At 65.9% G+C, this 24,050-nt stretch carries 23 protein-coding genes; 13 read left to right on the forward strand and 10 right to left on the reverse strand.

Annotation, left to right across the window (positions count from 1 at the left end; all coding sequences use genetic code 11):
• Positions 1 to 2: 2 nt before the first annotated feature.
• Positions 3 to 965 carry a carbon-nitrogen hydrolase family protein gene (locus tag B2W22_RS01675; protein ID WP_286935998.1) on the reverse strand — a complete coding sequence of 321 codons (963 nt, stop codon included), beginning with the start codon at positions 963 to 965 and terminating at the stop codon, positions 3 to 5.
• A gap of 33 nt (positions 966 to 998) precedes the next feature.
• Positions 999 to 2,651: an MFS transporter gene (locus B2W22_RS01680; RefSeq protein WP_191577666.1), complete on the reverse strand. Its 1,653-nt coding sequence runs from the start codon at positions 2,649 to 2,651 to the stop codon at positions 999 to 1,001.
• A 161-nt stretch (positions 2,652 to 2,812) separates the two neighbouring features.
• Between B2W22_RS01680 and B2W22_RS01685 the strand changes: the two genes are divergently transcribed.
• Complete coding sequence (locus B2W22_RS01685) at positions 2,813 to 3,661, forward strand: IclR family transcriptional regulator (RefSeq protein WP_175123119.1); 849 nt, start codon at positions 2,813 to 2,815, stop codon at positions 3,659 to 3,661.
• 3 nt (positions 3,662 to 3,664) lie between these two features.
• On the opposite strand, the gene B2W22_RS01690 is transcribed toward B2W22_RS01685, so the two are convergent.
• Both B2W22_RS01690 and B2W22_RS01695 read right to left on the reverse strand, forming a co-directional pair.
• Positions 3,665 to 4,645, reverse strand: a complete 981-nt coding sequence (locus B2W22_RS01690) for a Bug family tripartite tricarboxylate transporter substrate binding protein (RefSeq protein ID WP_175137231.1) — start codon at positions 4,643 to 4,645, stop codon at positions 3,665 to 3,667.
• Between the two features lie 214 nt (positions 4,646 to 4,859).
• Positions 4,860 to 5,987: a mandelate racemase/muconate lactonizing enzyme family protein gene (locus B2W22_RS01695; protein ID WP_286936000.1), complete on the reverse strand. Its 1,128-nt coding sequence runs from the start codon at positions 5,985 to 5,987 to the stop codon at positions 4,860 to 4,862.
• Positions 5,988 to 6,147: 160 nt separating this feature from the next.
• On the opposite strand from B2W22_RS01695, the gene B2W22_RS01700 reads away from it, so the two are divergent.
• Positions 6,148 to 7,050 carry a LysR family transcriptional regulator gene (locus B2W22_RS01700; RefSeq protein WP_175184155.1) on the forward strand — a complete coding sequence of 301 codons (903 nt, stop codon included), beginning with the start codon at positions 6,148 to 6,150 and terminating at the stop codon, positions 7,048 to 7,050.
• Here the strand turns inward: B2W22_RS01700 and B2W22_RS01705 are convergent.
• A complete protein-coding gene (locus B2W22_RS01705) occupies positions 7,047 to 8,237 on the reverse strand; it encodes an amidohydrolase family protein (RefSeq protein ID WP_286936001.1) in 1,191 nt (396 codons plus the stop codon). The two genes, B2W22_RS01700 and B2W22_RS01705, sit on opposite strands and share 4 nt — an antisense overlap.
• A gap of 1 nt (position 8,238) precedes the next feature.
• Positions 8,239 to 8,436 (reverse strand): hypothetical protein, encoded by a 198-nt coding sequence (locus tag B2W22_RS01710; RefSeq protein WP_056568607.1) that lies wholly within the window; start codon positions 8,434 to 8,436, stop codon positions 8,239 to 8,241.
• Between the two features lie 196 nt (positions 8,437 to 8,632).
• Between B2W22_RS01710 and B2W22_RS01715 the strand changes: the two genes are divergently transcribed.
• Together B2W22_RS01715 and B2W22_RS01720 are read left to right on the forward strand one after the other, a co-directional pair.
• Complete coding sequence (locus tag B2W22_RS01715) at positions 8,633 to 9,145, forward strand: ASCH domain-containing protein (protein WP_175123123.1); 513 nt, start codon at positions 8,633 to 8,635, stop codon at positions 9,143 to 9,145.
• Positions 9,146 to 9,440: 295 nt separating this feature from the next.
• Positions 9,441 to 9,773 carry a virulence factor gene (locus B2W22_RS01720; protein WP_218344881.1) on the forward strand — a complete coding sequence of 111 codons (333 nt, stop codon included), beginning with the start codon at positions 9,441 to 9,443 and terminating at the stop codon, positions 9,771 to 9,773.
• A gap of 232 nt (positions 9,774 to 10,005) precedes the next feature.
• Here B2W22_RS01720 and B2W22_RS01725 read toward each other — a convergent pair whose 3' ends face one another.
• The 4 genes from B2W22_RS01725 to B2W22_RS01740 form a co-directional block, all read right to left on the reverse strand.
• Positions 10,006 to 10,254 carry a hypothetical protein gene (locus B2W22_RS01725; RefSeq protein ID WP_175123125.1) on the reverse strand — a complete coding sequence of 83 codons (249 nt, stop codon included), beginning with the start codon at positions 10,252 to 10,254 and terminating at the stop codon, positions 10,006 to 10,008.
• Between the two features lie 233 nt (positions 10,255 to 10,487).
• Entirely contained in the window at positions 10,488 to 11,834 is a 1,347-nt protein-coding gene (serS, locus tag B2W22_RS01730) for a serine--tRNA ligase (protein WP_286936003.1), read from the reverse strand.
• 45 nt (positions 11,835 to 11,879) lie between these two features.
• The gene (locus B2W22_RS01735) at positions 11,880 to 13,220 is read right to left on the reverse strand and encodes a replication-associated recombination protein A (protein ID WP_056568621.1); all 1,341 of its coding nucleotides are present in this window, start codon (positions 13,218 to 13,220) and stop codon (positions 11,880 to 11,882) included.
• A 107-nt stretch (positions 13,221 to 13,327) separates the two neighbouring features.
• The gene (locus tag B2W22_RS01740) at positions 13,328 to 14,119 is read right to left on the reverse strand and encodes a deaminated glutathione amidase (protein WP_175123127.1); all 792 of its coding nucleotides are present in this window, start codon (positions 14,117 to 14,119) and stop codon (positions 13,328 to 13,330) included.
• A gap of 177 nt (positions 14,120 to 14,296) precedes the next feature.
• Between B2W22_RS01740 and B2W22_RS01745 the strand changes: the two genes are divergently transcribed.
• The 9 genes from B2W22_RS01745 (at position 14,297) to B2W22_RS01785 (ending at position 24,014) form a co-directional block, all read left to right on the forward strand.
• Positions 14,297 to 15,565 carry an amino acid deaminase gene (locus B2W22_RS01745; RefSeq protein ID WP_175184151.1) on the forward strand — a complete coding sequence of 423 codons (1,269 nt, stop codon included), beginning with the start codon at positions 14,297 to 14,299 and terminating at the stop codon, positions 15,563 to 15,565.
• Positions 15,566 to 15,676: 111 nt separating this feature from the next.
• Positions 15,677 to 17,236 (forward strand): ABC transporter substrate-binding protein, encoded by a 1,560-nt coding sequence (locus B2W22_RS01750; protein ID WP_286936004.1) that lies wholly within the window; start codon positions 15,677 to 15,679, stop codon positions 17,234 to 17,236.
• A gap of 90 nt (positions 17,237 to 17,326) precedes the next feature.
• Complete coding sequence (locus B2W22_RS01755; protein WP_175184149.1) at positions 17,327 to 18,268, forward strand: ABC transporter permease; 942 nt, start codon at positions 17,327 to 17,329, stop codon at positions 18,266 to 18,268.
• 9 nt (positions 18,269 to 18,277) lie between these two features.
• Positions 18,278 to 19,147: an ABC transporter permease gene (locus tag B2W22_RS01760; RefSeq protein ID WP_056568629.1), complete on the forward strand. Its 870-nt coding sequence runs from the start codon at positions 18,278 to 18,280 to the stop codon at positions 19,145 to 19,147.
• 2 nt (positions 19,148 to 19,149) lie between these two features.
• Positions 19,150 to 20,157 (forward strand): ABC transporter ATP-binding protein, encoded by a 1,008-nt coding sequence (locus B2W22_RS01765; RefSeq protein ID WP_286936005.1) that lies wholly within the window; start codon positions 19,150 to 19,152, stop codon positions 20,155 to 20,157.
• Positions 20,154 to 21,152 carry an ABC transporter ATP-binding protein gene (locus B2W22_RS01770; RefSeq protein ID WP_175184148.1) on the forward strand — a complete coding sequence of 333 codons (999 nt, stop codon included), beginning with the start codon at positions 20,154 to 20,156 and terminating at the stop codon, positions 21,150 to 21,152. Before B2W22_RS01765 ends, B2W22_RS01770 begins: the two co-directional genes overlap by 4 nt.
• Before the next feature lie 29 nt (positions 21,153 to 21,181).
• Positions 21,182 to 22,054: a MurR/RpiR family transcriptional regulator gene (locus tag B2W22_RS01775; protein ID WP_175123132.1), complete on the forward strand. Its 873-nt coding sequence runs from the start codon at positions 21,182 to 21,184 to the stop codon at positions 22,052 to 22,054.
• A gap of 13 nt (positions 22,055 to 22,067) precedes the next feature.
• The gene (locus tag B2W22_RS01780) at positions 22,068 to 23,537 is read left to right on the forward strand and encodes an N-acyl-D-amino-acid deacylase family protein (protein ID WP_286936006.1); all 1,470 of its coding nucleotides are present in this window, start codon (positions 22,068 to 22,070) and stop codon (positions 23,535 to 23,537) included.
• A gap of 39 nt (positions 23,538 to 23,576) precedes the next feature.
• Complete coding sequence (locus tag B2W22_RS01785; RefSeq protein ID WP_175123134.1) at positions 23,577 to 24,014, forward strand: RidA family protein; 438 nt, start codon at positions 23,577 to 23,579, stop codon at positions 24,012 to 24,014.
• The last annotated feature ends 36 nt before the right edge of the window (positions 24,015 to 24,050 follow it).

Below are 24,050 nucleotides of genomic sequence, written 5' to 3' on the forward strand. Positions count from 1 at the left end.
GATCAGACCTCCTGCTGCCCGGCGGCGGCGCCGGTAGCCGAGACCGCGCGCTTTTCGCGGGTGTCCACCTGAAGCTGGAAGACGTCGGGGCGGGCGTAGTGCCCGGACACGTCGAAGTCGTACTTGCCGCGCAGGATCTGGTTGGGTTCGATGTCGGCGTACAGGATGGTCTCGTCCGAGAAATCCGGACCGGCCAGCACCTCGCCCAGCGGGCCGATGATGGCGCTGCCGCCGCGCATCAGGACCGTGTCCGGCGCGTCGCCCAACGCGCATTCGAAGTCCTCGGGGTAGGCGCTGCGGCGCAGGTGCTGGCACGCGGTCAGCACGTAGCAGCGCCCTTCCAGCGCAATGTGGCGCATGCTGGGCACCCAGGTGTCGCGATCGTCCGCCGTGGGTGCGCAATACAGCGCGACGCCCTGGCTGTACATGTACATGCGCAGCATGGGCATGTAGTTTTCCCAGCAGATCACCGCGCCGATCTTGCCGTAGGGGGTGTCGATGACGGGCATGGTGGACCCGTCGCCGAAACCCCAGATCAGGCGTTCCCCAGCGGTCGGCATCAGCTTGCGATGCTTGCCCGCCAGGCCGGCCTGGCCGTTGAAATACAGCACGGTGCAGTACAGCGTACCGCCGTCGGCCTCGATGCAGCCCATCACCACGAAGCTGTCGGTGTCGGCCGCGGCCTGCGCCACCAGCGCGACCTCCTCGCCGTCCAGGCGGATGGCCTGCTGATGATAGGCGGCAAAGGCGTCACGGCCTTCGGGCTTGCGCATCCCGATGGGAGCGCCGAAGGAATTGCCCTTGGGATATCCCCCCAGGAAGGCTTCGGGAAACACCTGTACCCGGGCGCCCTGCTCGGCCGCCTGCCGGATCAGCGCGGCGGCCTTTTCGGCGCAAGCCATGCTGTCGGTGGGAATGGACGCCGCCTGGATGACGGCGGCCTTGAAGGTCTTTTGCATGGACATATCTATGCTCGCTTCCTTTTTGTCTCGTTGTTGTCAGTGGGCCGGATCTTCGTCGATGGCCTTCGCACGCGTGTTGGGCAGCAGCAGGCTGCCGATGACGCCCACGACCACCATCACCGCCACCGGGTACATCAGGCCGCCGAAGATATTGCCGCTGGCCTGCGCCAGGTACGTGGCGGTAAAGGGCACGATACCGCCAAAAATGCCCGCGCCGATGTGATACGGAAACGACAGCGCCGTGTAGCGGATGCGCGCCGGGAACAATTCAACCAGATAGGACGCGACCGGGCCATAGACCATCGCGACGACGGCCGTCATCAGCACCAGGATCAGGATGATCGTGGCGCGGTCGATGCGCGCGGGATCCGCCTTCTCCGGATAGCCGGCCGCCGTCAGCGCCTTGGCGTAGGCGGCGCGGTCAAAGCCGTTGACGGTGGCGCCGCCCACGCTCATCGCAATTTCCTGCCCCGGGATCGGCGCGGCATATTCAAAGTTGATGCCCTTGCCGACCAGGAATTTCTTGGCCTGCACGCACACCTTCTTGTGGTCGGCATGGCTGCCGATCATGGCGGCCTGCAATCCGAAGTCGCACGCGCCGCCGCTGGTGTCGGCATGCACGCGGACCGGCGTGGTCTGCATGGCCTGCGCCAGCGCCGGATTGCCGGCATTGAGCAGCACGTTGAACATCGCGTGGTAACCCACGGCGCCGATGAACAGGCCGGCCATCATGATCCACTTGCGGCCCACCTTGTCCGACAGCCAGCCGAACAGCACAAAGGTCGGCGCGCCGATGATGAAGCCGATCAGGATCAGCCGGTAGACAGTGGTCTGATCAAGCTGCACGGCCTGCTGCAGGAAGATCATCACGTAGAACTGCCCGGTGAAATAGGTGGCGCCCTGGCCGGCGGTGACGCCGATCAGCGCCAGCAGCACGAGGCGCAGGCTGGGCCATTGGCCAAACGTTTCCTTGACCGGGTTCTTCGACAGGCGGTTCTGCTGCTTCATGCGCGTGAAGACGGGCGATTCGTGCAGCTTGGCGCGCACGTAGATCGAAATGGCCAGCATCACGATCGACAGGATGAACGGCAGACGCCAGCCCCACTGGCGGAAGTCCTCGGCGCTCATCGAGGCCTGGACGAGCAGGATGACGACCAGCGACAGGATCAGGCCGGCCGACGAGGTGATCTGGATCCATCCGGTCAGGAGCCCCCGGCGCCGCGGTTCGCAGTGTTCGGCAACGTAGATCACCGCGCCGCCGTATTCGCCGCCCACCGCCAGGCCCTGCACGACCCGCAGCGTCAGCAGCAGGATCCAGGACAGGTGGCCCGCCGTTTCATAGGTCGGCAGGCAGCCGATCAGCACGGTGGCGCCGCCCATCATGACGACGGTGATCAGGAAGGTGTATTTGCGGCCCAGCTTGTCGCCCAGATAGCCGAACATCACCGCGCCCAGCGGCCGGATGATGAAGCCCACGGCCAGTGCGCCCAGTGCGGCCAAGAGCGCGACGGTGGGGTTGTCCTGCGGAAAGAGGACCTGGCTCATGAAGACAGCCAGCGTTCCGTAGATGAAAAAGTCATACCACTCGAACAGCGTGCCCAGCGTCGAGGCGACCACGACCTGACGTTCTTCCTTGCGGCTCAGCGTCGGCCCGGCGTCGAGCCTGGGCATTGCGACATTTGCTTCCATGCTTGCTTTCCCCTGTCGTTTTAGATTGATAGTGCTGTACGCATTAACTATTATCAAAGCTAAGCCGGCACGGGAAAAAGCTAGGGGAAACCCGGCGCGGTCTGGAAAAGCGGGGAAAAGGCCGCTGCTACACTGCCGCCACGCACACTGTGGAGGCAGCAATGGCAAGGCCCGCCGGCAAGGTTGAGAAGAATTCGGAACAGGCGCCGGCCACGGCGCGCAGGGGCATCCAGTCGATCGAGGTGGGGTTCCGGATCCTGGACGTCATCCGCAAGACCGGCCGCCCGATGCCGCTCAAGGAAATCGCGGACGCCTGTGCGCTGACGGTGCCCAACGTCCACTACTACCTGGTGAGCTTCCAGAAAGTGGGCGTGGTGCAGCAGCACGCCGACACCGGCCACTACGGCCTGGGTCCGTATGCGTTGCGGCTGGGGCTGGCCGCGCTGGAGCAATTCGACGTGTTCACGACGGCGCGCCCGATCATGGCCGAGGTGGCCGCGGCCACGGGTCACACGGTGTTCCTGGGCGTGTGGGGCAACAAGGGCCCCACGATTGTCTACCGCGTCGAAGGCAGCCGCAGCCGGCCGCTGCTCGAATTGCGCGTGGGCACGGTGATGCCGCTGCTGTCGTCCGCGCTGGGCCGAAATTTCCTGGCGCACCTGCCCGATGCGCTGACCCGCGAGCTGCTGGAACAGGAGCTGGCCTCATCCGTGCCCGAAAGCCACGGCGGCACCGCCGGCAATGCCTACACGATGGCGGACGTGCAGGCCATTCGCGACGAAGTGCAGAAGCACCACATCAGCCGCTGCCGCCACGCGCTGCTGCCGCATTTCACGTCGTTGTCCGCGCCCATCTTCGACATGCTGGGCGAAATGAAGGCCGCCATCACACTGATGGGACCGGTCGGCGCGGTGGACGACGACCTGGAATCCGAAACCGCGCGCCTGCTCAGCGAAAAAGCCCGCTCGATCTCGGCGACGGCGGGCTGGGTGGATCCTGAGGCGCGGTAAGCGCTACCCCTCCGCCACGATCTTCGCGTCCTGGATTGTCTTCGCGTACTTCTGCTGTTCGCTCTTCATGAATTCGGCAAAGCGCTGCACGCCCCCGCCGCCGTCTTCCGCGCCCACCTGCGCCAGTTTCTCCTGCACGTCCGGCATCGCCAGCACCTGGTCGATGTCGCGGTTCATGCGCTGGACCATGGCGGCAGGCATACCGCCCGGGCCGACCATACCGAACCAGATGCTGGCCTCGAATCCCGGATAGCCCTGCTCGGCCACCGTCGGCACATTGGGCTGGCTCTTGGAACGCTTCTGCAGCGTCTGGGCCAGCGCGATGACCTTGCCGGACTGGATCAGCGGCGTGGCGGTGGTCATTCCCTCGAAGCAATATTGCACGTGGCCGCCCAGCAGGTCGTTCATCAGCGGCGCCGATCCCTTGTACGGCACGTGCAGCACGTCGATGCCGGCGCGCGCCTTGAAGATTTCCAGCGCCAGATGCTGCGCGGATCCGCTGCCCGCAGATCCGAACACGATCTTGCCGGGCTGCGCGCGGCATAGCTGGACGAGTTCGGGCAACGTCTTGGCCGGCTGGCTGGCGCCGCCGATCAAAATGGTGGGCGTCTTGCCGACCAGCGCGATGGGCGTGAAGTCCTTGTCCACCGAATACGCCAGCTTAGGCTGCAGGCCGGGCGCGATGCCATGGCTGTTCACGTGCGCCATCAGCAGCGTGTTGCCGTCGCCGGGCTGGCGGGCGACCTGCTCGGCCGCAATGATGCCCGCCGCACCCGCGCGGTTTTCGACGATGACGGGCATATTCCACAGCACGCCGAGCTTCTGCCCCAGCAGCCGGGCCAGCACGTCCGTGCCGCCGCCCGCGGGAAACCCCACCACGATCTTCACCGGCCCGGAGGGCATGTCCTGCGCCCGCGCCGCCGACGGCAGCACAAGGGCCGCCCCCAGCGCCGCGGCGCTGGTCATGAATTGCCTACGTTGCATCGTTGTCTCCTCGCGCGCCGGTCCGACGGCCGGCAACTGGTTATGTGGAACTGCCTGCCGCTGTTGCATCCGGCCGTCTGACGCGGCCTGGATGCGGACCTTCGGGTACTACGCCTGCATGAACCGGCGCCGCTGCCGCATGTGCACGGTATGCAACCTTTGCGCGGCGCCGGTCGACGAGCCTAATGGAAGACGGGCCTAATGGAAGACGGGCCTAACGGGCGACGCGCGTCCACTTGCCGAAGCGTTCAACCATGCGCTCGTCAAAGCCGAACCCCAGACCCGGCTCCTGATGCAGAATCACGCGGCCCTGCTTGTGGGTCAGTTGGCGGTCGACCAGCTTGCGGAAGTTCAGGACCTGGTCATCCCAGAAGAATTCGACGTAGCGCGCATTGGGCGTGGCCGCGACCAGCGGCGCATGCACGTCGTGGAACCAGTGCGGGCACACGACCACGCCGTAGCTGGCTGCGGTGGCGGCGATACGCTTCCATTCGGTGATGCCGCCGCAAACCGCCGCATCCGTCTGCAGGATGCCCGCCGCGCCCTTGTCCAGCAGTTCCTTGTGATACCAGCGGCCGTAGCCGATCTCGGCGGTGGCTATCGGCAGATGCGTCAGGCGCGCCAGCTTGGCGTGGCTGTCGATGTCATCCGGACCGAACGGTTCTTCGATGAAGTACGGCTCGTATTGTTCGAAGCGGCGGATGTATTGCATGGCCTGCGTCACGTCCTGCCAGGCGTTATTGCAGTCCATCATCAGCTCGACGTCCGGGCCCACGGCTTCGCGCGCGGCCCTCAGGCGCGCTTCTTCCTCGCGCGGCGACAGGCGGCCGGTCTTCATCTTGACGGCGCCAAACCCCTTGGCCACGTAGCTGGCCATTTCCTCGCCGAGATGCTGCGGGGTCTTGCCATCGAGGTAGTAGCCGCCGCTGGCGTAGGCCTGCACGGATTCCAGCTCGACCGCGCCCAGGAACTTGTGCAGGGGCAGGCCCGCCGTCTTAGCGTTCAGGTCCCACAGTGCGATGTCCAGCGCGCTCAACGCGCGCATCACCGTGCCTTGCCGGCCTTGCAACAGCGCTTCCTGATACATGGATTGCCACAACCCTTCGACCGCGTGCGAATCCTTGCCGAGCAGCACGGGACCCAAGAGGCTCTGGACGGCGGCCTCGAAGATTGCGCCGCCGGCGCTGCCGACATAGCAGAACCCGATACCTTCTACGCCATCGGTGGAACGCACCTTGACCAGGCCGTAGTGGCGGGTGGAAACGGTACGGTTGGAAAACGAGGTGACCTTATCCAGAGGCACCGCCGCGGCGCATACGTCTATGGATTCAATGATGGGCACGGGTGGCTCCTTGAAAGCAGTGAAATCGACTGGACCGATCGGCGCGCCGCGCGCTGCCTGATCGCCTGGACGTATTCTTCTCCGGACCAAAGAAAACAACAATTATCTTCACGCATCTTTAGAATATGGAAAAACCATTTTCCGAGAAGGGCACGCGGCTTTGGATTCGCGCTTTCTACAGACCTATGTGCACGTGGTGGAACTCGGCTCCATCGCCCAGGCCGCCCGGCATCAGGGGCTGACACCGGCCACGGTGCAGCAGCGGTTGCGCGCGCTGGAGGCGGACGTGGGCAGCGCGCTGATTGCGCGCTCGGGCCGCACGGTCAAACCCACGCCCGCCGGCGTGCGCATCCTGGAACGCGCGCGCGCCATCCTGCGCGACGTGCGTGACCTGCGCTCGGCCGCGTCGGACACGGACCTGCCGGCCGGCCCCTTGCGGCTGGGCGCCACCCCCACCGCCTTGACCGGCATCATGCCGCCGGTGCTGCGCACGTGGGTGACCCGGCATCCGGGCATCGAGATCTACATAGAACCGGCGCCGACCACGCTGCTGTACAGCAAGGTGCTGTCGGGCGAACTGGACGGCGCGCTGCTGGTGCACCCGCTGTTTCCCATTCCCAAAACGTGCGCGTGGCGCGATTTGCGGCACGAACCGCTGGTGCTGGTCACCCCCGCCGACATGAAGGTCGACGACCCCTTGGCCGTCATCGCACGGGAGCCGTATATCTGCTACGACCGCAGCGTGGTGGGCGGCAAGATGGCGGACGACTACCTGCGCGCGCGCAGCCTGCGTCCGCGCGTCCGCTTTGAACTGGACGGCATCGAATCCATTGCCAAACTGGTCGCCGAAGGGTTGGGGGTCGCGCTGCTGCCCGATTGGGCCTGTACGGGCACGCCGTCCGCGCACGTCAAACGCTGGCCGCTGCCCGAGCCTTGTCCGGTCAGGACGGTGGGCGCGATCTGGTTGCGCTCCGGCGTGCGTTCGGAATTGATGCGGGCGTTTGTGGAATTGGCCGAGTCGCAACTCGGCCTGGGCGCCGCGGCCGCGCAGCGCGCCCGCTAGGCGATGGCGTCTTCGCCGTTGCGCGCCACGACCACGCCGCTGGACACCACCAGGCGCCGGGGCGTGCGCTGCACCACGGCTTGGGCAATGCAACTGGCGTCGGCCAGCACCAGGTCGGCGCGCGCGCCGGGGGCCAGGCCGTAATCCGCAAACCCGCAGGCGCGGGCTGCCGCGCGGGTCACGCATTCAAACGCCCACTCGATCTCGTCGTCGCGGCGCAGATCGTTGCGCAGCCCGATCAGCGCGGCGCGTTCCAGCATGTCCGGGCTGCCGTACGGCGTCCAGGTGTCCCGGATGCCGTCGTTGCCGCCGAACAGCGTCACGGCCGCCTCGCGGCAGGCCCGCACTGCGGGCACTGGCCTCGACGCCGGCGCGGTGGTCAGCAGGGCCACGTCCAGCAACGCCAGCCGCCGAAGCAGCCCGTTCAAACGAGCGGCATCGAGGGCGCCCAGACAGAATGCGTGGCTGATCACGACCTTGCCTTTCATGTCCAGCGCCTGCACCCGGTCGAGGATCAGCTCCAGCGTGAAGGCGCCGAGTTCGCCGGGTTCGTGCAGATGAATGTCGACCGGTTTGCCATGCTTGTCGGCCAGGCCGAACAGCACGTCCAGGGATTTCACGGGGTCGCGGTCGATGGCGGATGGGTCCAGTCCGCCCAGCACGTCCGCCCCGCCGGCAAGTGCCTGGTCCAGCAGCTCGGCCGTGCCGGCACGGGCCAAGAGACCGGATTGCGGAAAGGCCACCGTCTGGATTTCGACGCGGCCGGCCAGCGCCTGCCGCGTGGCATGCACGCCTTCCAGATGCTTCAACCCGGCGTCGGTGTCGACGTCAACGTGGGTGCGGATCCGCGTCGTGCCCGCCCGCAGAAATGCGAGCGCCAATGCGTGCGAGTGGCTGGCGGCGTCATGTGCCGTGGCGGCGCGCCAGTTGCGTTCGTTGTCGATGCGATCGGTGAGGGACGGTCCGACCTTGTTCACGTACCAGGCGGAACCCCAGGTCGTCTTGTCCAGATGGGTGTGGCCCTCGATGAGGGCGGGCAGCAGCAAGGCGCCCCCGCCGTCTTCGACGTTTACGCCGGGATCGGCATCGAGACCCGGTCCGATCCGCAGGATGCGGCCGCCGCGCACCAGGACGTCAACGCCCTCGCCTTGTGCCGTGCAGACGTTCTTGAGGAGCAGATCCGCCATCTCAGACTTGAGGCGGCTCGATCCAGAAGAAACGTTCGCCTTGCCGGACCATGTCGGCGACGCCTTCGGCGCCGATGCGATAGTCCGTGCCCATGAGCGTGGCGCCGCCGTCTTCATGAATATGGATGACGGCCAGCGGGTCGTTGGCCATGGTGTACCAGTAGTAACCGGGCTTGAGATTGTGGAGGTCGGTAGTCATTGGTCGAGTATACAAATAACGCCCAGGCGTTTTCAAAAAGACAACACATATGAAGCGCCCTACCTGACAGGTAAGTCGTGACACGTCATACTCCGCATGCGGAGCTTGAGCAAGTCTCAAGCAGGTGGCACGTGCCGGCCCCGGCCATAACAGCAATAAGCGCGCAAGCGTTCATCGCGAGGGATACAGCTAGCACATGAAACGGCAGTTACTTCAATTCAGCGAACCGCTCAAGCAAGCCATTCTGGATGGCGCCAAGGTGCAAAGCCGGCGCATCCTCAAGCCGCAGCCGTCCAAGTTCACTACGGTCTGGTATGCGGACGCCGCGGATTCCGGAAGATGGGTGGCCATGGGACCGTCACCGGATAAGCCTTCCGAATTGCGCAAGACTTCGAGCTGGGTCAGGTGCCCCTATGGCAAATCGGGCGAAACCATCATCCTGGCTGATGAAGCGGGCTCGCCTTTTGCCAGCGCCGTCGTCGTGGGCGTACGCATTCAGCGGCTACAGAACCTGACCGAGGCCGACGCGCGTGCCGAAGGCACGCAGTCGCTTTATCAGAGTTCCGCGCTATTGCCGGGCGTGCCTCTGCAGACTGCGTTCGCGCTGATGTGGTGCGAACGTTATGGCGCACATGCGTGGGCGGCCAATCCCTGGGTGTGGGTGGTCGAATACCGCCAGACGACGCCTTACAACAAGTCGGACTACTAGCCGGCTGGTGTGCCGCAACAACACCGGTACGGCTGCACGCCTGGAGTTAGTGTCCAGCTGTAACTCCAACCCTCCGCTTCAGTTAATTCCATCCTATTTCAATCGACTTCAATCGCGAACTCCCCAGAGCGGGCGCCCGCTGCCGCAGTGCAGCAGGCGCACCCGCTTGAAAAAGGGGGCGGTTGCGGATTGTCGCCATTGCGGCCGGGATGCTTACGAATAGCTTGCGCAAACCGCCGAAAATAGCACCAACGAATACTCAACTTTGCTGCGTCTCGCAGCAGGCAGGTGCAAGATGAAAAAATGGCTTATTGCAGGTGTCGGTGCCGCAGGTCTGCTGATTTCCAGCGTCGCTCTGGCCCGCGTGGACGTTGGTATCTCCATCGGTGTTCCAGGCGTCGTCTACCCCGCACCGGTCTATGTGGCGCCGGCGCCGGTGTACGTCGCACCGCCCCCGCCGGTGTATTACCGTCCTGCACCGGTTTATGTCGCGCCGCCCGTCGTTTACCCGGGGCCGGTGTATTACGGTGGCGGCCGCTATTACGACCGCCGCGAATGGCGAGGCCCGGGGCCCCGCCACGGCCATTACCGCGGCCACGGCCATGGACATGGGCGCGACCGTCACTGAATATGCCCGGCGGCAAAAAGCAAAGGCCACTCTTGCGAGTGGCCTTTTTTCGTCGGGGCAATGTCCGGTGCCCCGCGCGACGACCTGTCAGGCAGCGGGGGCCTGGACGGGTTTTGCGGCCAGCGAGGCCGGTTGTTGCAATACCGGTTTGGCCTTTTCATCGGCCCAACGCGGCGATTCCTGAACGAGATCAATCCAGCGGCGCGGCGCACTGGACGCCCGCCACCAACCATTATGCGGACGCATGAGCAAACTCCGGTTCACCGTTGAAACGCACACCATTGATGCCCTGAAACAGATGACGGCTTTCCTGTTCTGCTTCGTGCAATTCAGCGAAGGGCGGCTGTCCCGGCACGGTCCAGCATTTTTCGGGTGCGGTACCGCCAATTCGGCGGGTCCATATTTGCACCCGATAGCCCTGCTCGTCTTCCTTTGCCACAGAGCATCTCACACGAAAATCTCCAATCATTCTTGAAGTCATGGACAACTCCTTGTTATATAAGTGAATGAAGCGTGTAGAACGCCGGTGTATTGTGCCGTAACTATCCGGCCCTTTTATGCCAAATACACAATTGCTCACATCAAAAATCAAGCACTCACGCGAGCAAGATAGCGTTCCAAAACGACAGGAATATGTCGGCAATGATAAAAAAAAACGGAGCCCGAAGGCTCCGTCTTTTTATCAGCCATATGGCCGATGGACGTGCGGCAATATCAGGGCTTGAGTACCGAAATACCACCCATGTACGGCTGCAGCGCTTCCGGAATCAGCACACTGCCGTCGGCCTGCTGGTGATTTTCCAGCACGGCGACCAGCGCACGGCCCACCGCCAATCCCGAACCGTTCAGCGTGTGCACGTATTCCGGCTTGCCTTGGGCATTGCGGAAACGCGCCTGCATGCGGCGGGCCTGGAAGGTTTCGCAGTTGGACACCGACGAGATCTCGCGCCAGGTGTTTTGCGCCGGCAGCCAGACTTCCAGGTCATAGGTCTTGGCCGAACCAAAGCCCATGTCGCCCGTGCACAGCAGCACGACGCGGTAAGGCAGATTCAGCAACTGCAGCACGCGCTCGGCATGGCCGACCATTTCTTCCAGCGCGTCGTACGACTGGTCCGGCTGCGTGATCTGCACCATTTCAACCTTGTCGAACTGGTGTTGACGGATCATGCCGCGGGTGTCGCGGCCGCCGCTGCCGGCTTCGGAGCGGAAGCACGGCGTGTGGGCAGTGAGCTTGAGCGGCAGATCGGCGGCTGCCTGGATCGCGCCGCTGGCCACGCTGGTCAGCGTGATTTCCGACGTGGAGATCAGGTACTGGTCTTCACGCACATACGGCTTGCCCTGGTCGTCGACCTTGGGATCGTCATCGCCGCCGCCCTTGGAGACCGCGAACATGTCGTCCTTGAACTTGGGCAACTGACCCGTGCCGTACAGCGTCGAGGCATTGACGATGTAGGGGGTGTAGCACTCGGTATAGCCGTGGGTGCCGGTTTGCAGGTCCAGCATGAACTGCGCCAGCGCGCGGTGCAGGCGAGCGATGGGGCCGCGCATGAACGAAAAGCGCGCGCCCGACAGCTTGGCGGCCATGTCGAAGTCCAGGCCCAGCGGTTCGCCCAGCGACACGTGATCGCGCGCCTCGAAGGTCAGCGCAGGCGGGTTGCCGTCAGCGCCCGCTTCGCCAGGCAGCCAGCGGCGCACCTCGACGTTGTCATCGGCGGATTCGCCCAGCGGCACGCTGGCGTGCGGCAGGTTCGGCACCGACATCAGCAGGTCGTTGAGCGGCTGCTGCAGCGCGGCCAGCTCTTCCTCGAGCTGCTTCAGGCGCTCGGGCACGGCTTGCGATTCCGCCATGACGGCGCTGGCGTCCTCGCCCTTGGCCTTCAGTTGGCCGATCTGCTTGGCCAGCGCATTGCGGCGGGCTTGCAGGGACTCGGTCTCGGTCTGGACGGCCTTGCGGCGAGACTCCAGGTCGTTGAACCGTTCCGTGTCGAAGGCGACGCCGCGGGTCTTCAGGCGGTCTACGACGGTTTGCAGGTCTTTGCGCAGCAGTATCGGGTCTAGCATGGTGAGGTCGGTGAGGTTGCAAAAAAGGTGGCGGGACTTTGCCCGTCACCGGTTCTTGGCGCGTTCCTGCGCGTCCAGCTCGCGCAGGAATGCCAGCTTCTGCTGGATTTTAGCCTCCAGGCCACGATCGGTCGGCCGATAGAAGGAAGGCTTGAGTCCGTCAGGGAAATATTGCTCGCCCGCGGCGTAGCCGTGGGGCTCGTCGTGCGCATAGCGATAGGCCTTGCCGTGGCCCAGCTGTTTCATCAGTTTGGTCGGCGCGTTGCGCAGGTGGATGGGCACCGGCGCGCTGCCGTGTTCCGCCGCGAACTTGCGGGCCTGGTTGTACGCGTTGTAGACGGCGTTGGACTTGGCGGCACACGCCATGTAGACCACAGCCTGCGCCAGCGCGAGCTCGCCTTCGGGGGAACCGAGACGTTCGTAGATGTCGGCGCCGTTCACCGCCAGGTCCGTAGCGCGGGGGTCGGCCAGGCCGATGTCTTCGACCGCCATGCGCACCAGGCGCCGCGATAGGTACTTGGGATCGGCGCCGCCGTCGATCATGCGGCAGAACCAGTACAGCGCCGCGTCCGGATTGGAGCCGCGCACCGACTTGTGCAGCGCGCTGATCTGGTCGTAGAAGGCGTCGCCGCCCTTGTCGAAGCGCCGCAGGTTCTGCGACAGGGAGATTTCCAGCCAGGCCGCATCCACCGTGTCGCGTCCGGCGGACTGCGCCGATTCGGCCACGACTTCCACCGCGCTGATCAGCCGGCGCGCATCGCCATCGGCCCAGGCGGCAAGCTGCTCGCGCGCGTCGGGTTCGATGCGGATCGCCGCGCCGTCGTCTTGTCCTTCGTTGAGCGCCTGCACGGCGCGGTCGACCAGCTGCTGCAGCTCTTCGGCCGTCAGCGATTGCAGCACGTAGACGCGTGCCCGTGACAGCAAGGCCGAATTGACTTCGAACGAAGGGTTTTCAGTGGTCGCGCCAATGAACGTGAACAGCCCGCTTTCGACATACGGCAGGAAAGCATCCTGCTGCGCCTTGTTGAAGCGGTGAACCTCGTCAACGAAAAGGATCGTGCGGCGGCCCTGGCCCTGCGCGATCTGCGCCACCGTCACGGCGTCGCGGATGTCCTTCACGCCGCCAAGCACGGCCGAGATGGCGATGAACTGCGCGTCAAAGCCGTCGGCCATCAGACGCGCCAGCGTGGTCTTGCCCACGCCCGGCGGCCCCCAGAAGATCATGGAGTGCGGACGGCCGGATTCGAAGGCGACGCGCAGCGGCTTGTCGGGTCCCAGCAGATGCGACTGGCCGACCACGTCGGCCAGGGTGCGGGGACGCAGGCGTTCGGCCAGGGGAACGTAAGGCCGATGCGCAGGATCGGCCGCGAAGAGATCGTTGCTCATTGGCAGCAGATGAAGGAATACAGCAAGGATTTCAAGCCTGCATTACACCATGTCCGGCTCGGCCCCCTTGCCTGCCAGCCGCCCCGCTCGGCGGCAGCACGCCAGGCCTACGCCAGTTCGGGCGGACCGAACCGTCGGTTGGCCAGCACGGGCAAGACCTTGCGGGCATGGGCCAGCCGTTCGGGGTCAATGTCCGCAAAGACCAACGCAGGCGCTTCGCCGGCCCGCGCCGTGACCACCCCCAGCGGATCCACGACCATGCTGCACCCGATATTGCGTTCGCCGCATTCGCCAGTGGCGGCGACGTAGCAGGTGTTTTCCAACGCCCGCGCGGTCACCAGGACCTCCCAGTGCATTTCCTTGAGCGGACCGCGCACCCAGGCGGCCGGGAGCACGAGCAGGTCGGCGCCGTCCAGCGCCAGCCGGCGGGCCAGTTCGGGAAAGCGCACGTCGTAGCAGGTCATGAGGCCCACGCGCAGACCGCCGATATCCAGCAACGGAGGGATGTCGGTGCCGGGGGTGACATTGGTGGACTCCTTCATGGTGAAGGCGTCGTACAGGTGCAGCTTGCGGTACTGCGAAAGGATCTGGCCGTCGCGGATGGTGACCAGCGTGTTCCAGACGCGGCCCTCGCCCGTCGGCACGTGGACGCACATCATCGTGGCCAGGTCCGAACCGCGGCTGGCGTCGAGCAGACGCGTGATGAACGGGCCATCCAGCGGCTGCGCGGCCTTGAGCACGATCTGCGGGTCAGTGATGTCGCGGGCCAGGATGCCTTCGGGCAGAACCAGCAGCCCCGCCCCGCCGGCGCGGGCGCGTTCCATCAGGTCCACGCAGACCTGCGCGTTTTCTTCCCAGACGCGGCTGACGGCGAACTGGCCCAGGGCGACTTTCAGCATGGCTTTTCCTTTGTCGAAGCACGGGCGCGCCCTGTGGGGCGCGCAGCATGGACCTATTTTCCCACCGTCGGCGCGGCCGGGGCTACGGGAAACTCCTAGCTCCCGCTTGTAAATTTCTTTCACGATAATGAAAAAAACCAGTTTTGACGTAAATATTTTCCATACCGGACCGCCGCCATGACCAACTCCTCCTCCCCCGCAGCGCCGCTGGACGTGAACGGCAAAGGCCTGGGCGCGTTTCCCGAGTCCTGTACCACGGCCGACGTGGCGGCGCTGAACTGGAATCTGCTGAACGAAGACGTGAGCCTGCCGGTGGCCGTGCTGTACGAAGCGCGTGTGCGCCACAACCTGCAGTGGATGCAGCAGTTCATGGAGGCCTATCACGTCAAGCTGGCGCCGCACGGCAAGACGACGATGAGCCCGGCGCTGTTCAAGCGCCAGATCGACAACGGCGCCTGGGGCATCACCCTGGCCACCGCGCCGCAGGTGCTGGCGGCCTACCAGCACGGCGTGCGCCGGGTGCTGATGGCCAACCAGCTCGTGGGCCGCGCAAACATGGCCATCATCGCGCGACTGTTGCAGGATCCCGCCTTTACGTTCTTCTGCATCGTGGATTCGGTCGCCAACGCCGCGCAACTGGGCAAGTTCTTCGGCGACGAGGGCAAGGTGCTGCCCGTGCTGATCGAACTGGGTCCGGCCGGCGGACGCACCGGCGTGCGCGATGACGCACAGTTGCAGGCCGTGGCCGACGAGATCGCCCGCTGGCCCGGCCTGGCGCTGGCCGGCATCGAAGTCTACGAAGGCGTACTACAGGAAGAAGGCGCCATCCGCGCGTTTCTGCGCCGCGCCACCGATGCGCTGCGCGGCCTGGCGGCCGCGGGCCGGCTGCGCAAGAACGGTCCGGCCATCATCTCCGGCGCCGGTTCGGCCTGGTTCGATGTGGTCGCCGAGGAATTTTCGCAACTGGACATCGGCGGCGCCCTGGAAGTGGTGCTGCGTCCGGGTTGCTACCTGTCGCACGACGTGGGCATCTACCGTACCGCGGCCGAGCGCATCAATGCGCAGAACCCGGTGGCGCGCAAGATGGAGCCCGGCTTGCAGCCCGCCTTGCAGGTCTGGGCCTACGTGCAGTCGCTGCCCGAACCCGGCCGCGCCATCATCGCGATGGGCAAGCGCGACGCCGCCTTCGACGCGGGCCTGCCCACTCCCGCCCTGCTGTACCGGCCCGGCTCGGTGCAGCCCGGCGCCGCGCCGTCGCACTGGAAGCTGTCCGCGATGATGGACCAGCACGCCTTCATGCAGGTGAGCGACGGCGACGACATCCAGGTCGGCGACATGATCGCCTTCGACATTTCGCATCCCTGCCTGACGTTCGACAAATGGCGTCAGGTGCTGCTGGTGAACGAGCACTACGGCGTCACCGGCGTAGCCGAGACCTTCTTCTAGTCCCCCAGCCCGCGGCACCGCGCCAGGCCCAAAGGGGACCGCAGCATCCGGGCACCGGCGCGCATCCGATTTCACGCGACAACCTGTTTCTGTTCCTCTGGAGAGAGAATCATGAACTTCCGTACCTCCCGGCGAGGCGGTGGGCTGAAGAGCCTGCTCGCGGCCGGCGCAATTGGCTTGACCGCTTTGTCGCCCCCCGCCCTCTGTGCCACGCCGGTCAAGGGAGGCACGATCTCTGTCGCCACCATCGGCGAGCCGCCGACGCTGGATCCGATGACCAGCACGGCCGACCTGGTTGGCATCCTGACCCAGCACTTTTTCGAGACGCTGTACACCTTTGACGCCAAGTGGAACCTGACGCCGCTGCTGGCCGACAAGATGCCGGAAGTGTCGGCCGACGGGCTGGTCTATACGATCCCGCTGCGCCAGGGCATCACGTTCCATGACGGCTCGAAGATGGATTCGTCGGACGTGCTGGCGTCGCTGAAGCGCTGGACCGAGACCGCCACGCGCGGCAAGATGGCCGCCAAGATCATCAGCGGCATCGAGGCGCCGGACGCCAACACGATCCGCATCACGCTCAAGCAACCGTACGCGCCGCTGACCGCGCTGCTGGCCATGAACAACAGCGCCGCGGTCGTCATGCCCAAGGGCAAGATCGCGCCGTCCCTGACCGAATTCGTCGGCACCGGCCCCTATCAGCTCAAGGCCCGCGTGCCCGACCAGTACGTGCAGCTGGTGCGCTTTGACGGCTACAAGCAGCGCGAAGGCGAGCCCAACGGCTACGGCGGCGCGCGCAAGCAATACCTGGACGAGATCCGCTTCGTGCCGGTCAGCAACGCCAATACCCGCGTGGAAAGCGCGGTGGCAGGCCAGTTCGACTACGTGGACTCGCTGCCGGTGGAGTCGCTGCCCAAGCTGAAGAACGGCCGCTCCGATCCGGTCATGCTCAAGCCCTTCGGCTGGCCGCGCCTGGTGCTCAACACCAAGCAGGGCATCATGTCGAACCAGGCCGTGCGCCAGGCGGTGCAGCTGGCCCTGAACGAAGAAGACATGCTGTTCGCCGCGTTCGGCGACAAGAACTTCTACAAGCTCAACGGCGACCTGTATCCGGAAGGCTTCCCGTGGGCCACGTCGCTGGGCGGCAAGGTCTACAACAAGGGCGACGCCGCGGCGGCCAAGAAGCTTGTCGACAGCGCCAACGTGCAGGACCGCAAGATCCGCATCCTGACCAGTCAGCAGTACGAGTTCCATTACAAGATGGCGCTGGTTGCCGCCGAATACCTGAAGGCCGCCGGCTTCACAGTGGACATGCAGGTCGTGGATTGGGCCACGCTGACGCAGCGCCGCCAGGATCCGGCCGTGTGGGACATCTTCATTACCCACAGCCCCTTCCTGCCTGAACCCGCGCTGATCGACTTCCCGTCCAAGGACGCGCCGGGCTGGTGGGACACGCCGCGCCGCAATCAGGTGCTGGACGCCTTCAACCAGGCCGGGTCGCAGGAAGAGCGCGTCAAGCGCTGGGCCGATGTGCAGCAGGCCGTGTACGACGAAGTGCCGTTCATCAAGGTGGGCGACTTCAACGCGCAGGCTGCGCGCTCGCCATCGCTGCAAGGCACGCAGGCGGTGCCGTGGCCGTACTTCTGGAACGCCTGGAAGGCGGCCAAGTAAGCCCCTGCCCTGGCGGGCGGCCGCTGCCGCCCGCCACCGCAGACCGCGCGATCCGCTCGCGCCCACGAGAATGATTTCCAGGACTCCACCGTGTTGCGTTATCTCTTGAATCGGCTGGTCGGGCTGGTGGCCGTGATGTTCATCGTCGCGACCATCGTGTTCGTCATCATCCGCCTCACGCCCGGCGACCCGGCCGCCGTGATGCTCGGCCCGCAGGCCAGCCAGCAGGACATCGCCGCCCTGCGCGCGCAGCTGGGGCTGGACCAGCCCGTGGCGATGCAGTACGTGTCGTGGCTGGGCAAGCTGCTCCAGGGCGACCTGGGCCAGTCCATCTTTATGAACAAGCCGGTGCTGGCGGCGCTGGCTGACCGCGCCGAACCGACGATCCTGCTGACGCTGATGTCGCTATTGATCGCCAGCGCCATCGCGCTGCCGGTCGGCATTCTGTCGGCGGTCAAGCGCGGTACGACGCTGGACCAATCGGTGCTGTCGTTCTCGATGTTCACGTCCAGCGTGCCCAGCTTCTGGCTGGGGCTGCTGCTGATGCAGGTGTTCTCCGTGAAGCTGGGCTGGCTGCCGGTGGCCGGCTATGGCGGCCCCGACGCCTCGCTCGCCACGCGCCTGTCGCACCTGATCCTGCCTGCGGTCGTGCTGGGACTGGTGAATTCGGCGCTGATCACCCGCTTCATCCGCGCCAGCATGCTGGACGTGCTGCGCGACGACTACGTGCGCACGGCGCGCGCCAAGGGCCTGCCGGAACGCAAGGTCATCCTGAAGCACGCGGTGCGCAACGCGCTGATTCCGATCCTGACGGTGCTGGGCCTGACCACGGCGCTGCTCATCAGCGGCGCGGTGGTGACCGAGACCGTGTTCGGCCTGCCCGGCGTGGGCAGCCTGGTGGTGTCGGCCGTGCTGCGGCGGGATTATCCGGTCATCCAGGGCGCGCTGCTGATCATCGCGGCCATCTATGTGCTGATCAATTTGTTCATCGACCTGCTGTATCTGGTGGTCGACCCCCGCGTGCGTTACTGAGCCATCGACATGACGACTGCAACTTCCATGAATCCCGGCTCGGACCGCTGGCAGGTCCTGCGCCTGCTGGTGTCGCGCAAGACGGTGCTGATCAGCCTCATCGTGATCGTCGTGCTGGCGGCCGCCGCGCTGCTGGCGCCGTGGATCAGCCCCTACGATCCGTTCAAGCTGTCCATCATGAACCGCCTGAAGGCGCCGGGCGCCGCGCACTGGTTCGGCACCGACGACTTCGGCCGCGACGTTTTCAGCCGCGTCATCCACGGCGGACGGCTGTCGCTGATGGTGGGCTTTTCCGTTGTCATCCTGTCCAGCGTGCTGGGCATTGCGCTGGGACTGATCGCCGGGTTCTTCCGCACCGCCGACAAGTTCGTGTCGCGGCTGATCGACGCGATGATGGCATTCCCGGACATCCTGCTGGCGATCTCGCTGGTGGCCGCGCTGGGGCCGTCGCTGGTCAACGTGGTGATCGCGCTGGGCATCGTGTACACGCCGCGCCTGGCGCGCATCGTGCGGGCCTCGACACTGGTGATCCGCGAGCTGCCCTTCGTGGAAGCGGCCCGCGCGCTGGGCGTGCCCACGTGGCGCATCGTCACCGTGCACGTGCTGCGCAACCTGGTGTCTCCCATCCTGGTGCAGGGTACCTTCATCTTCGCGTACGCGATCCTGGCCGAGGCGGGCCTGTCGTTCCTGGGCGTGGGCGTGTCGCCCGACATTCCGACCTGGGGCACCATGATCAACGCCGGCCAGCAGTACATGGGCTCGGCCGACTGGATCATGATCTTTCCCGGCATCGCCATCGTGCTGTCCGTGCTGTCGCTGCAACTGGTGGGCGACGGCCTGCGCGACGTTCTCGATCCGCGCCTGCGCAAGGAGCTGTAAACATGACCGCAAGCACCCGAGACATCGTGCTGTCGGTGGAAGGCCTGAAAACCTGGTTCCACAGCCGCGACGGCATCGCCAAGTCGGTGGACGGCGTCACCTTTGACCTGGCCCGCGGCGAAACGCTGGCCATCGTCGGCGAATCCGGCTCCGGCAAATCCGTGACCAGCCTGTCCATCATGGGGCTCTTGCCCAAACCGGCCGGCCGCATCGAGGCCGGCAGGATCCTGTTCCGCGACCGCCAGGGCGTCCAGCACGATCTGGCGCACGCCACGCCGGCCACGCTGCAACGCATCCGCGGCGCCGAGATCGCGATGATCTTCCAGGAGCCCATGACCAGCCTGAACCCGCTGTACACCGTGGGCGACCAGATTGCCGAAGCGGTGCTGCAGCACGAAGGCGGCTCGCGCGCCGCGGCATTGAAGCGCGCCCGCGAGATGCTGGAGCGCGTCGAGATTCCGGCGGCCGACCGCCGCGTCAACGAATACCCGCACCAGATGTCGGGCGGCATGCGCCAGCGCGTGATGATTGCGCTGGCCCTGGCGTGCAATCCCGCGGTGCTGATCGCCGACGAACCCACGACGGCGCTGGACGTGACGGTGCAAGCGCAGATCCTGGACCTGCTGCGCCGCCTGCAGGCCGAGATGAACATGAGCATCCTCTTCATCACGCACAACCTGGGCGTGGTGGCCGAGATCGCGCATCGCGTGGCCGTTATGTACGCGGGTCGCGTGGTCGAGGACGCCGGCGTCTATGACCTGTTCGAAAAGCCCACGCATCCCTACACCCGCGGCCTGCTGTCCTGTCTGCCGACCGCCGCGCTGCTGGCATCCGGTGAGCGCCTGCGCGCCATTCCCGGCAACGTGCCCAGCGTGCTGTCGCTGCCGGCAGGCTGCACGTTCGCGCCGCGTTGCCCGCTGGCCGCGGACGACTGCCGCGCGGGCGTTCCCGACCTAGTGACGGTGCAGGCCGAACACCGCGCCCGCTGCATCAAGGTGAACCCGATATGACGAGCATTCCGACTCCCCGCGCCGCCGAGCCGCTGGTGCGCATCGACGACCTGAAGGTCCACTTTCCGACCTCGCAGGCGCGCAACGCCCCCGTCGTGCGCGCCGTGGACGGCGTGAGCTTCGACGTGCCGCGCAACACCATCGTCGGCCTCGTCGGCGAATCCGGTTCCGGCAAGACCACCACCGGCCGCGCGTTGCTGCGCCTGTTTGCCCCCACTGCCGGCCGCATCGTGTTCGACGGACAGGACATCACCACGCTCAATGAAAAGCAGATGCTGCCGTGGCGCCGCCGCATGCAGATCGTGTTCCAGGACCCGTACGCCAGCCTGAATCCGCGCATGACGGTGGCCGAGATCCTGGGCGAGGCGCTGGACACGCACAAGCTGGCGCAGAACCGCCGCGCCGAGCGGATCGGCGAACTGCTGGAACGCGTGGGCCTGAATGCGGACCACAGCCGCCGCTATCCGCACGAATTTTCCGGCGGCCAGCGCCAGCGCATCGGCATCGCGCGCGCGCTGGCGGTTGAGCCCGACTTCATCGTGGCCGATGAACCCGTATCCGCGCTGGACGTGTCGGTGCAGGCGCAGGTGCTGAACCTGCTGCAGGACCTGCAACGCGACCTGGGCCTGACCATGCTGTTCGTGGCGCACGACCTTGCCGTGGTGGATTACCTGTGCGACGACGTCGTGGTGATGTACCTGGGCCGCGTCATGGAGCGCGGGCCAACCAGCGAGGTCTACGCCCGCCCCCGCCATCCCTACACGCGCGCCCTGCTATCCGCCGCGCCCGTGCCGGATCCGCGCGCCCCGCGTTCGCGTATCCTCCTGAAGGGCGATATCCCGAGCCCGGTGAACCCGCCTTCCGGCTGCGTGTTCCGCACGCGCTGCCCGCACGCCATCGACGCCTGTGCCGCGGCCGTGCCGCCGGCCGTCGGCGTCAGCGCGGACCACTACGTGTCCTGCATCCGCCTCGACGACCCCGCGCTCGCGGCCTGAGCCCGCCCGAATTGATCCAGGAATCACACATGAACATCATCCGCGACATCGTCTTCCAGATACGCAGTCGGCGGGACGCATTGAGCGTGACCGAACGCAAGGTGGCCGACGCCATTCTGGACGACATCATCTGGAGCGCCAGCGCCACGGTAGACCAGCTTGCCGCCAAGGCCGGCGTCAGCATCGCCACCATCTCGCGCTTTGCGCGCACGGTGGGCTGCGACGACACGCGCGACCTGAAGATGAAGCTGGCGCAGGCCAGCACGGTGGGCAGCCGCTTTCTGGATCCCAGCGCGCCGGCCGAAGAAAGCACGTTTTACGCCCGCATCTACGCCGACATCGAAAGCACGCTGCGCGCGCACCTGCCGGCCTTCACCGAGCAGCTGTTCGAAGCGGCCGCGTCCATCGTCGATGGCGCACGCATGATCTATGTCTTCGGCATGGGCGGCGCATCCGCGGTGCTGGCGCAGGAAGTGCAGTCGCGCCTGGTGCGGCTGGGCTATCCCATCGCCGTCTACAGCGACGCCGTGCTGCTGCGCATGGTGGCGGCAACCCTGGACGAGCGCGACGCCGTGCTGGTGCTGTCGGCCTCGGGACTCACGCCTGAAATTGTGGGCGCCGCGCGCATCGTGAAGCAGTACCGCGCCAGCATCGTCGCCATCACGGACGCCTCGTCCGAACTGGCGAAACTGGCCGACGTCGTCCTGCCCATCCGCACCGACGAAACCGACTTCATCTACAAGCCCTCCGCCTCGCGCTACGCGATGATGCTGGCCATCGACCTGCTGTCGACCGAACTGGCCATGCTGAACCAGGAAGAAAACCGCGAACGCCTGCGCCGCATCAAGCTGGCGCTGGACGAGCACCGCGGCGGGCCGAACCGCCTGCCGCTGGGCGATTGATCTGGAAACCAAGATGTACGACACCCTCATAGGCAACGTCCGGATTCTGGACGGCTCCGGCGGCCCGGAAATCCGCGCCAGCGTGGCGCTGGAAGGCGGCCGCATTGCCGCCATCGGCGACCTGCCCGGCGCCCCTGCGCGCCAGATCATCGACGGCACCGACCTGGCGCTGGCGCCCGGCTTCATCGACGTCCACACGCACGACGACACCAACGTCATCCGCACGCCGGACATGCTGCCCAAGCTGTCGCAGGGCGTGACGACGGTAGTCGTGGGCAATTGCGGCATCAGCGCCTCGCCGGTGACGCTGCGCGGCGATCCGCCCGACCCGATGAACCTGCTGGGCAAGCGCGAGGACTTCCGCTACACCACCTTTGCCGACTACACCCGCGCCATCGAAGCCGCGCAGCCCGCCGTCAACGTGGCCGCGCTGGTCGGGCATACCGCCTTGCGCAGCAATCACATGGACCGGCTGGACCGGGCGGCGACGCGGGAAGAAGTGCTGGCGATGCGCGAACAGTTGCGCGATGCGTTGGCGCACGGCGCGATCGGCCTGAGCACGGGCCTGGCCTATGCGTCGGCGTTCGAGGCGGATACGGCCGAGGTCAAGCTGCTGGCCGAGGCGTTGGACGAGTTCGGCGCGCTGTACACGACGCATCTGCGCTCGGAGTTCGCCGCCATCCTGGAGGCCATGCAGGAAGCCTTCGACATCGCCCTGCATGCGCGCGTGCCGGTGGTGGTGTCGCACCTGAAATGCGCGGGGGCCGGCAACTGGGGCCGCACGAAAGAGGTGCTGTTCGCGCTGGAAAACGCGGGGCGCATGCAGCACGTGGGTTGCGACTGCTATCCGTACTCGGCCAGTTCGTCGACGCTGGATCTGAAGCAGGTCACTGACGAATTCGACATCGACATCACGTGGTCCGAGCCGCATCCGGAACAGGCGCGCCGCAAGCTCGCGGCCATCGCGGCCGACTGGGGCGTGACCTTGCTGGAGGCGGCAAAGCGGCTGCAACCGGCCGGTGCGGTGTATCACAACATGCACGAGGACGACGTGCGACGCGTGCTGTCGCACCGCCTCACGATGGTCGGATCAGACGGCCTGCCGAACGATCCCATGCCGCATCCGCGCTTGTGGGGCGCCTTTCCCCGCGTGCTGGGTCATTACAGCCGCGACGTGGGCCTGTTTCCGCTGGCCCAGGCCGTGCACAAGATGACCGGCCTGTCTGCCGCCCGCTTCGGCCTGGCCGAGCGCGGCTTCGTGCGCGAGGGTTATCACGCTGACTTGGTGCTGTTCAACCCCGACACCGTCATCGACAGCGCCACTTTCGCTGAGCCCGTACAGACTGCGGCGGGCATCGAGGCGGTGTGGGTCAATGGCGTCCTGTCCTACCGCAAGGGCCAGGCCACCGGCGTGCGCGCCGGCCGTTGGCTGCCGCGCAGCGGCGACCTGCGAAAGTCTTACCCCGATCTTTCGGCCGCCTGACTGCGGCGGCATCCGGACATCTTCAAGGAGAACCATCCCATGAGCGCTACCCCCACTCCCGACAACAACGGCATCACCCGCTACGGCGTGGCCGGTGGCACCGGCCAGGGCGGCTCGCACATGCCCTTCGCCCGCGCCGTCGCTGCGGACGGCTGGCTGTATGTGTCCGGCCAGGTGCCGATGGACAACGGCGAAGTGATCGAAGGCGGCATCGTCGCGCAAAGCCACAAGGCCATCCAGCAGGTGCTGGCGATCCTGCAGGAAGCCGGCTACGGTCCCGAACACGTCGTGCGCTGCGGCGTCTGGCTGGACGACGCGCGGGATTTCGCGTCGTTCAACAAGGTGTTCAAGGAGTATTTCGGCGCGAATCCGCCGGCGCGTGCCTGCGTGCAGTCGAGTCTGGTCGTGGATGCGAAAGTGGAAGTCGATTGCGTGGCGTATAGGAGCCCCCACGCCGCGACCACTAACGTGGTCTAGCTGCCCCCCAAGGGGGCTGCCCCGCCTTGGGGCGGC

Origin of the sequence: Achromobacter sp. UBA4530 (assembly GCF_002388205.1) — a bacterium.
GTDB lineage: Bacteria > Pseudomonadota > Gammaproteobacteria > Burkholderiales > Burkholderiaceae_B > Achromobacter > Achromobacter animicus.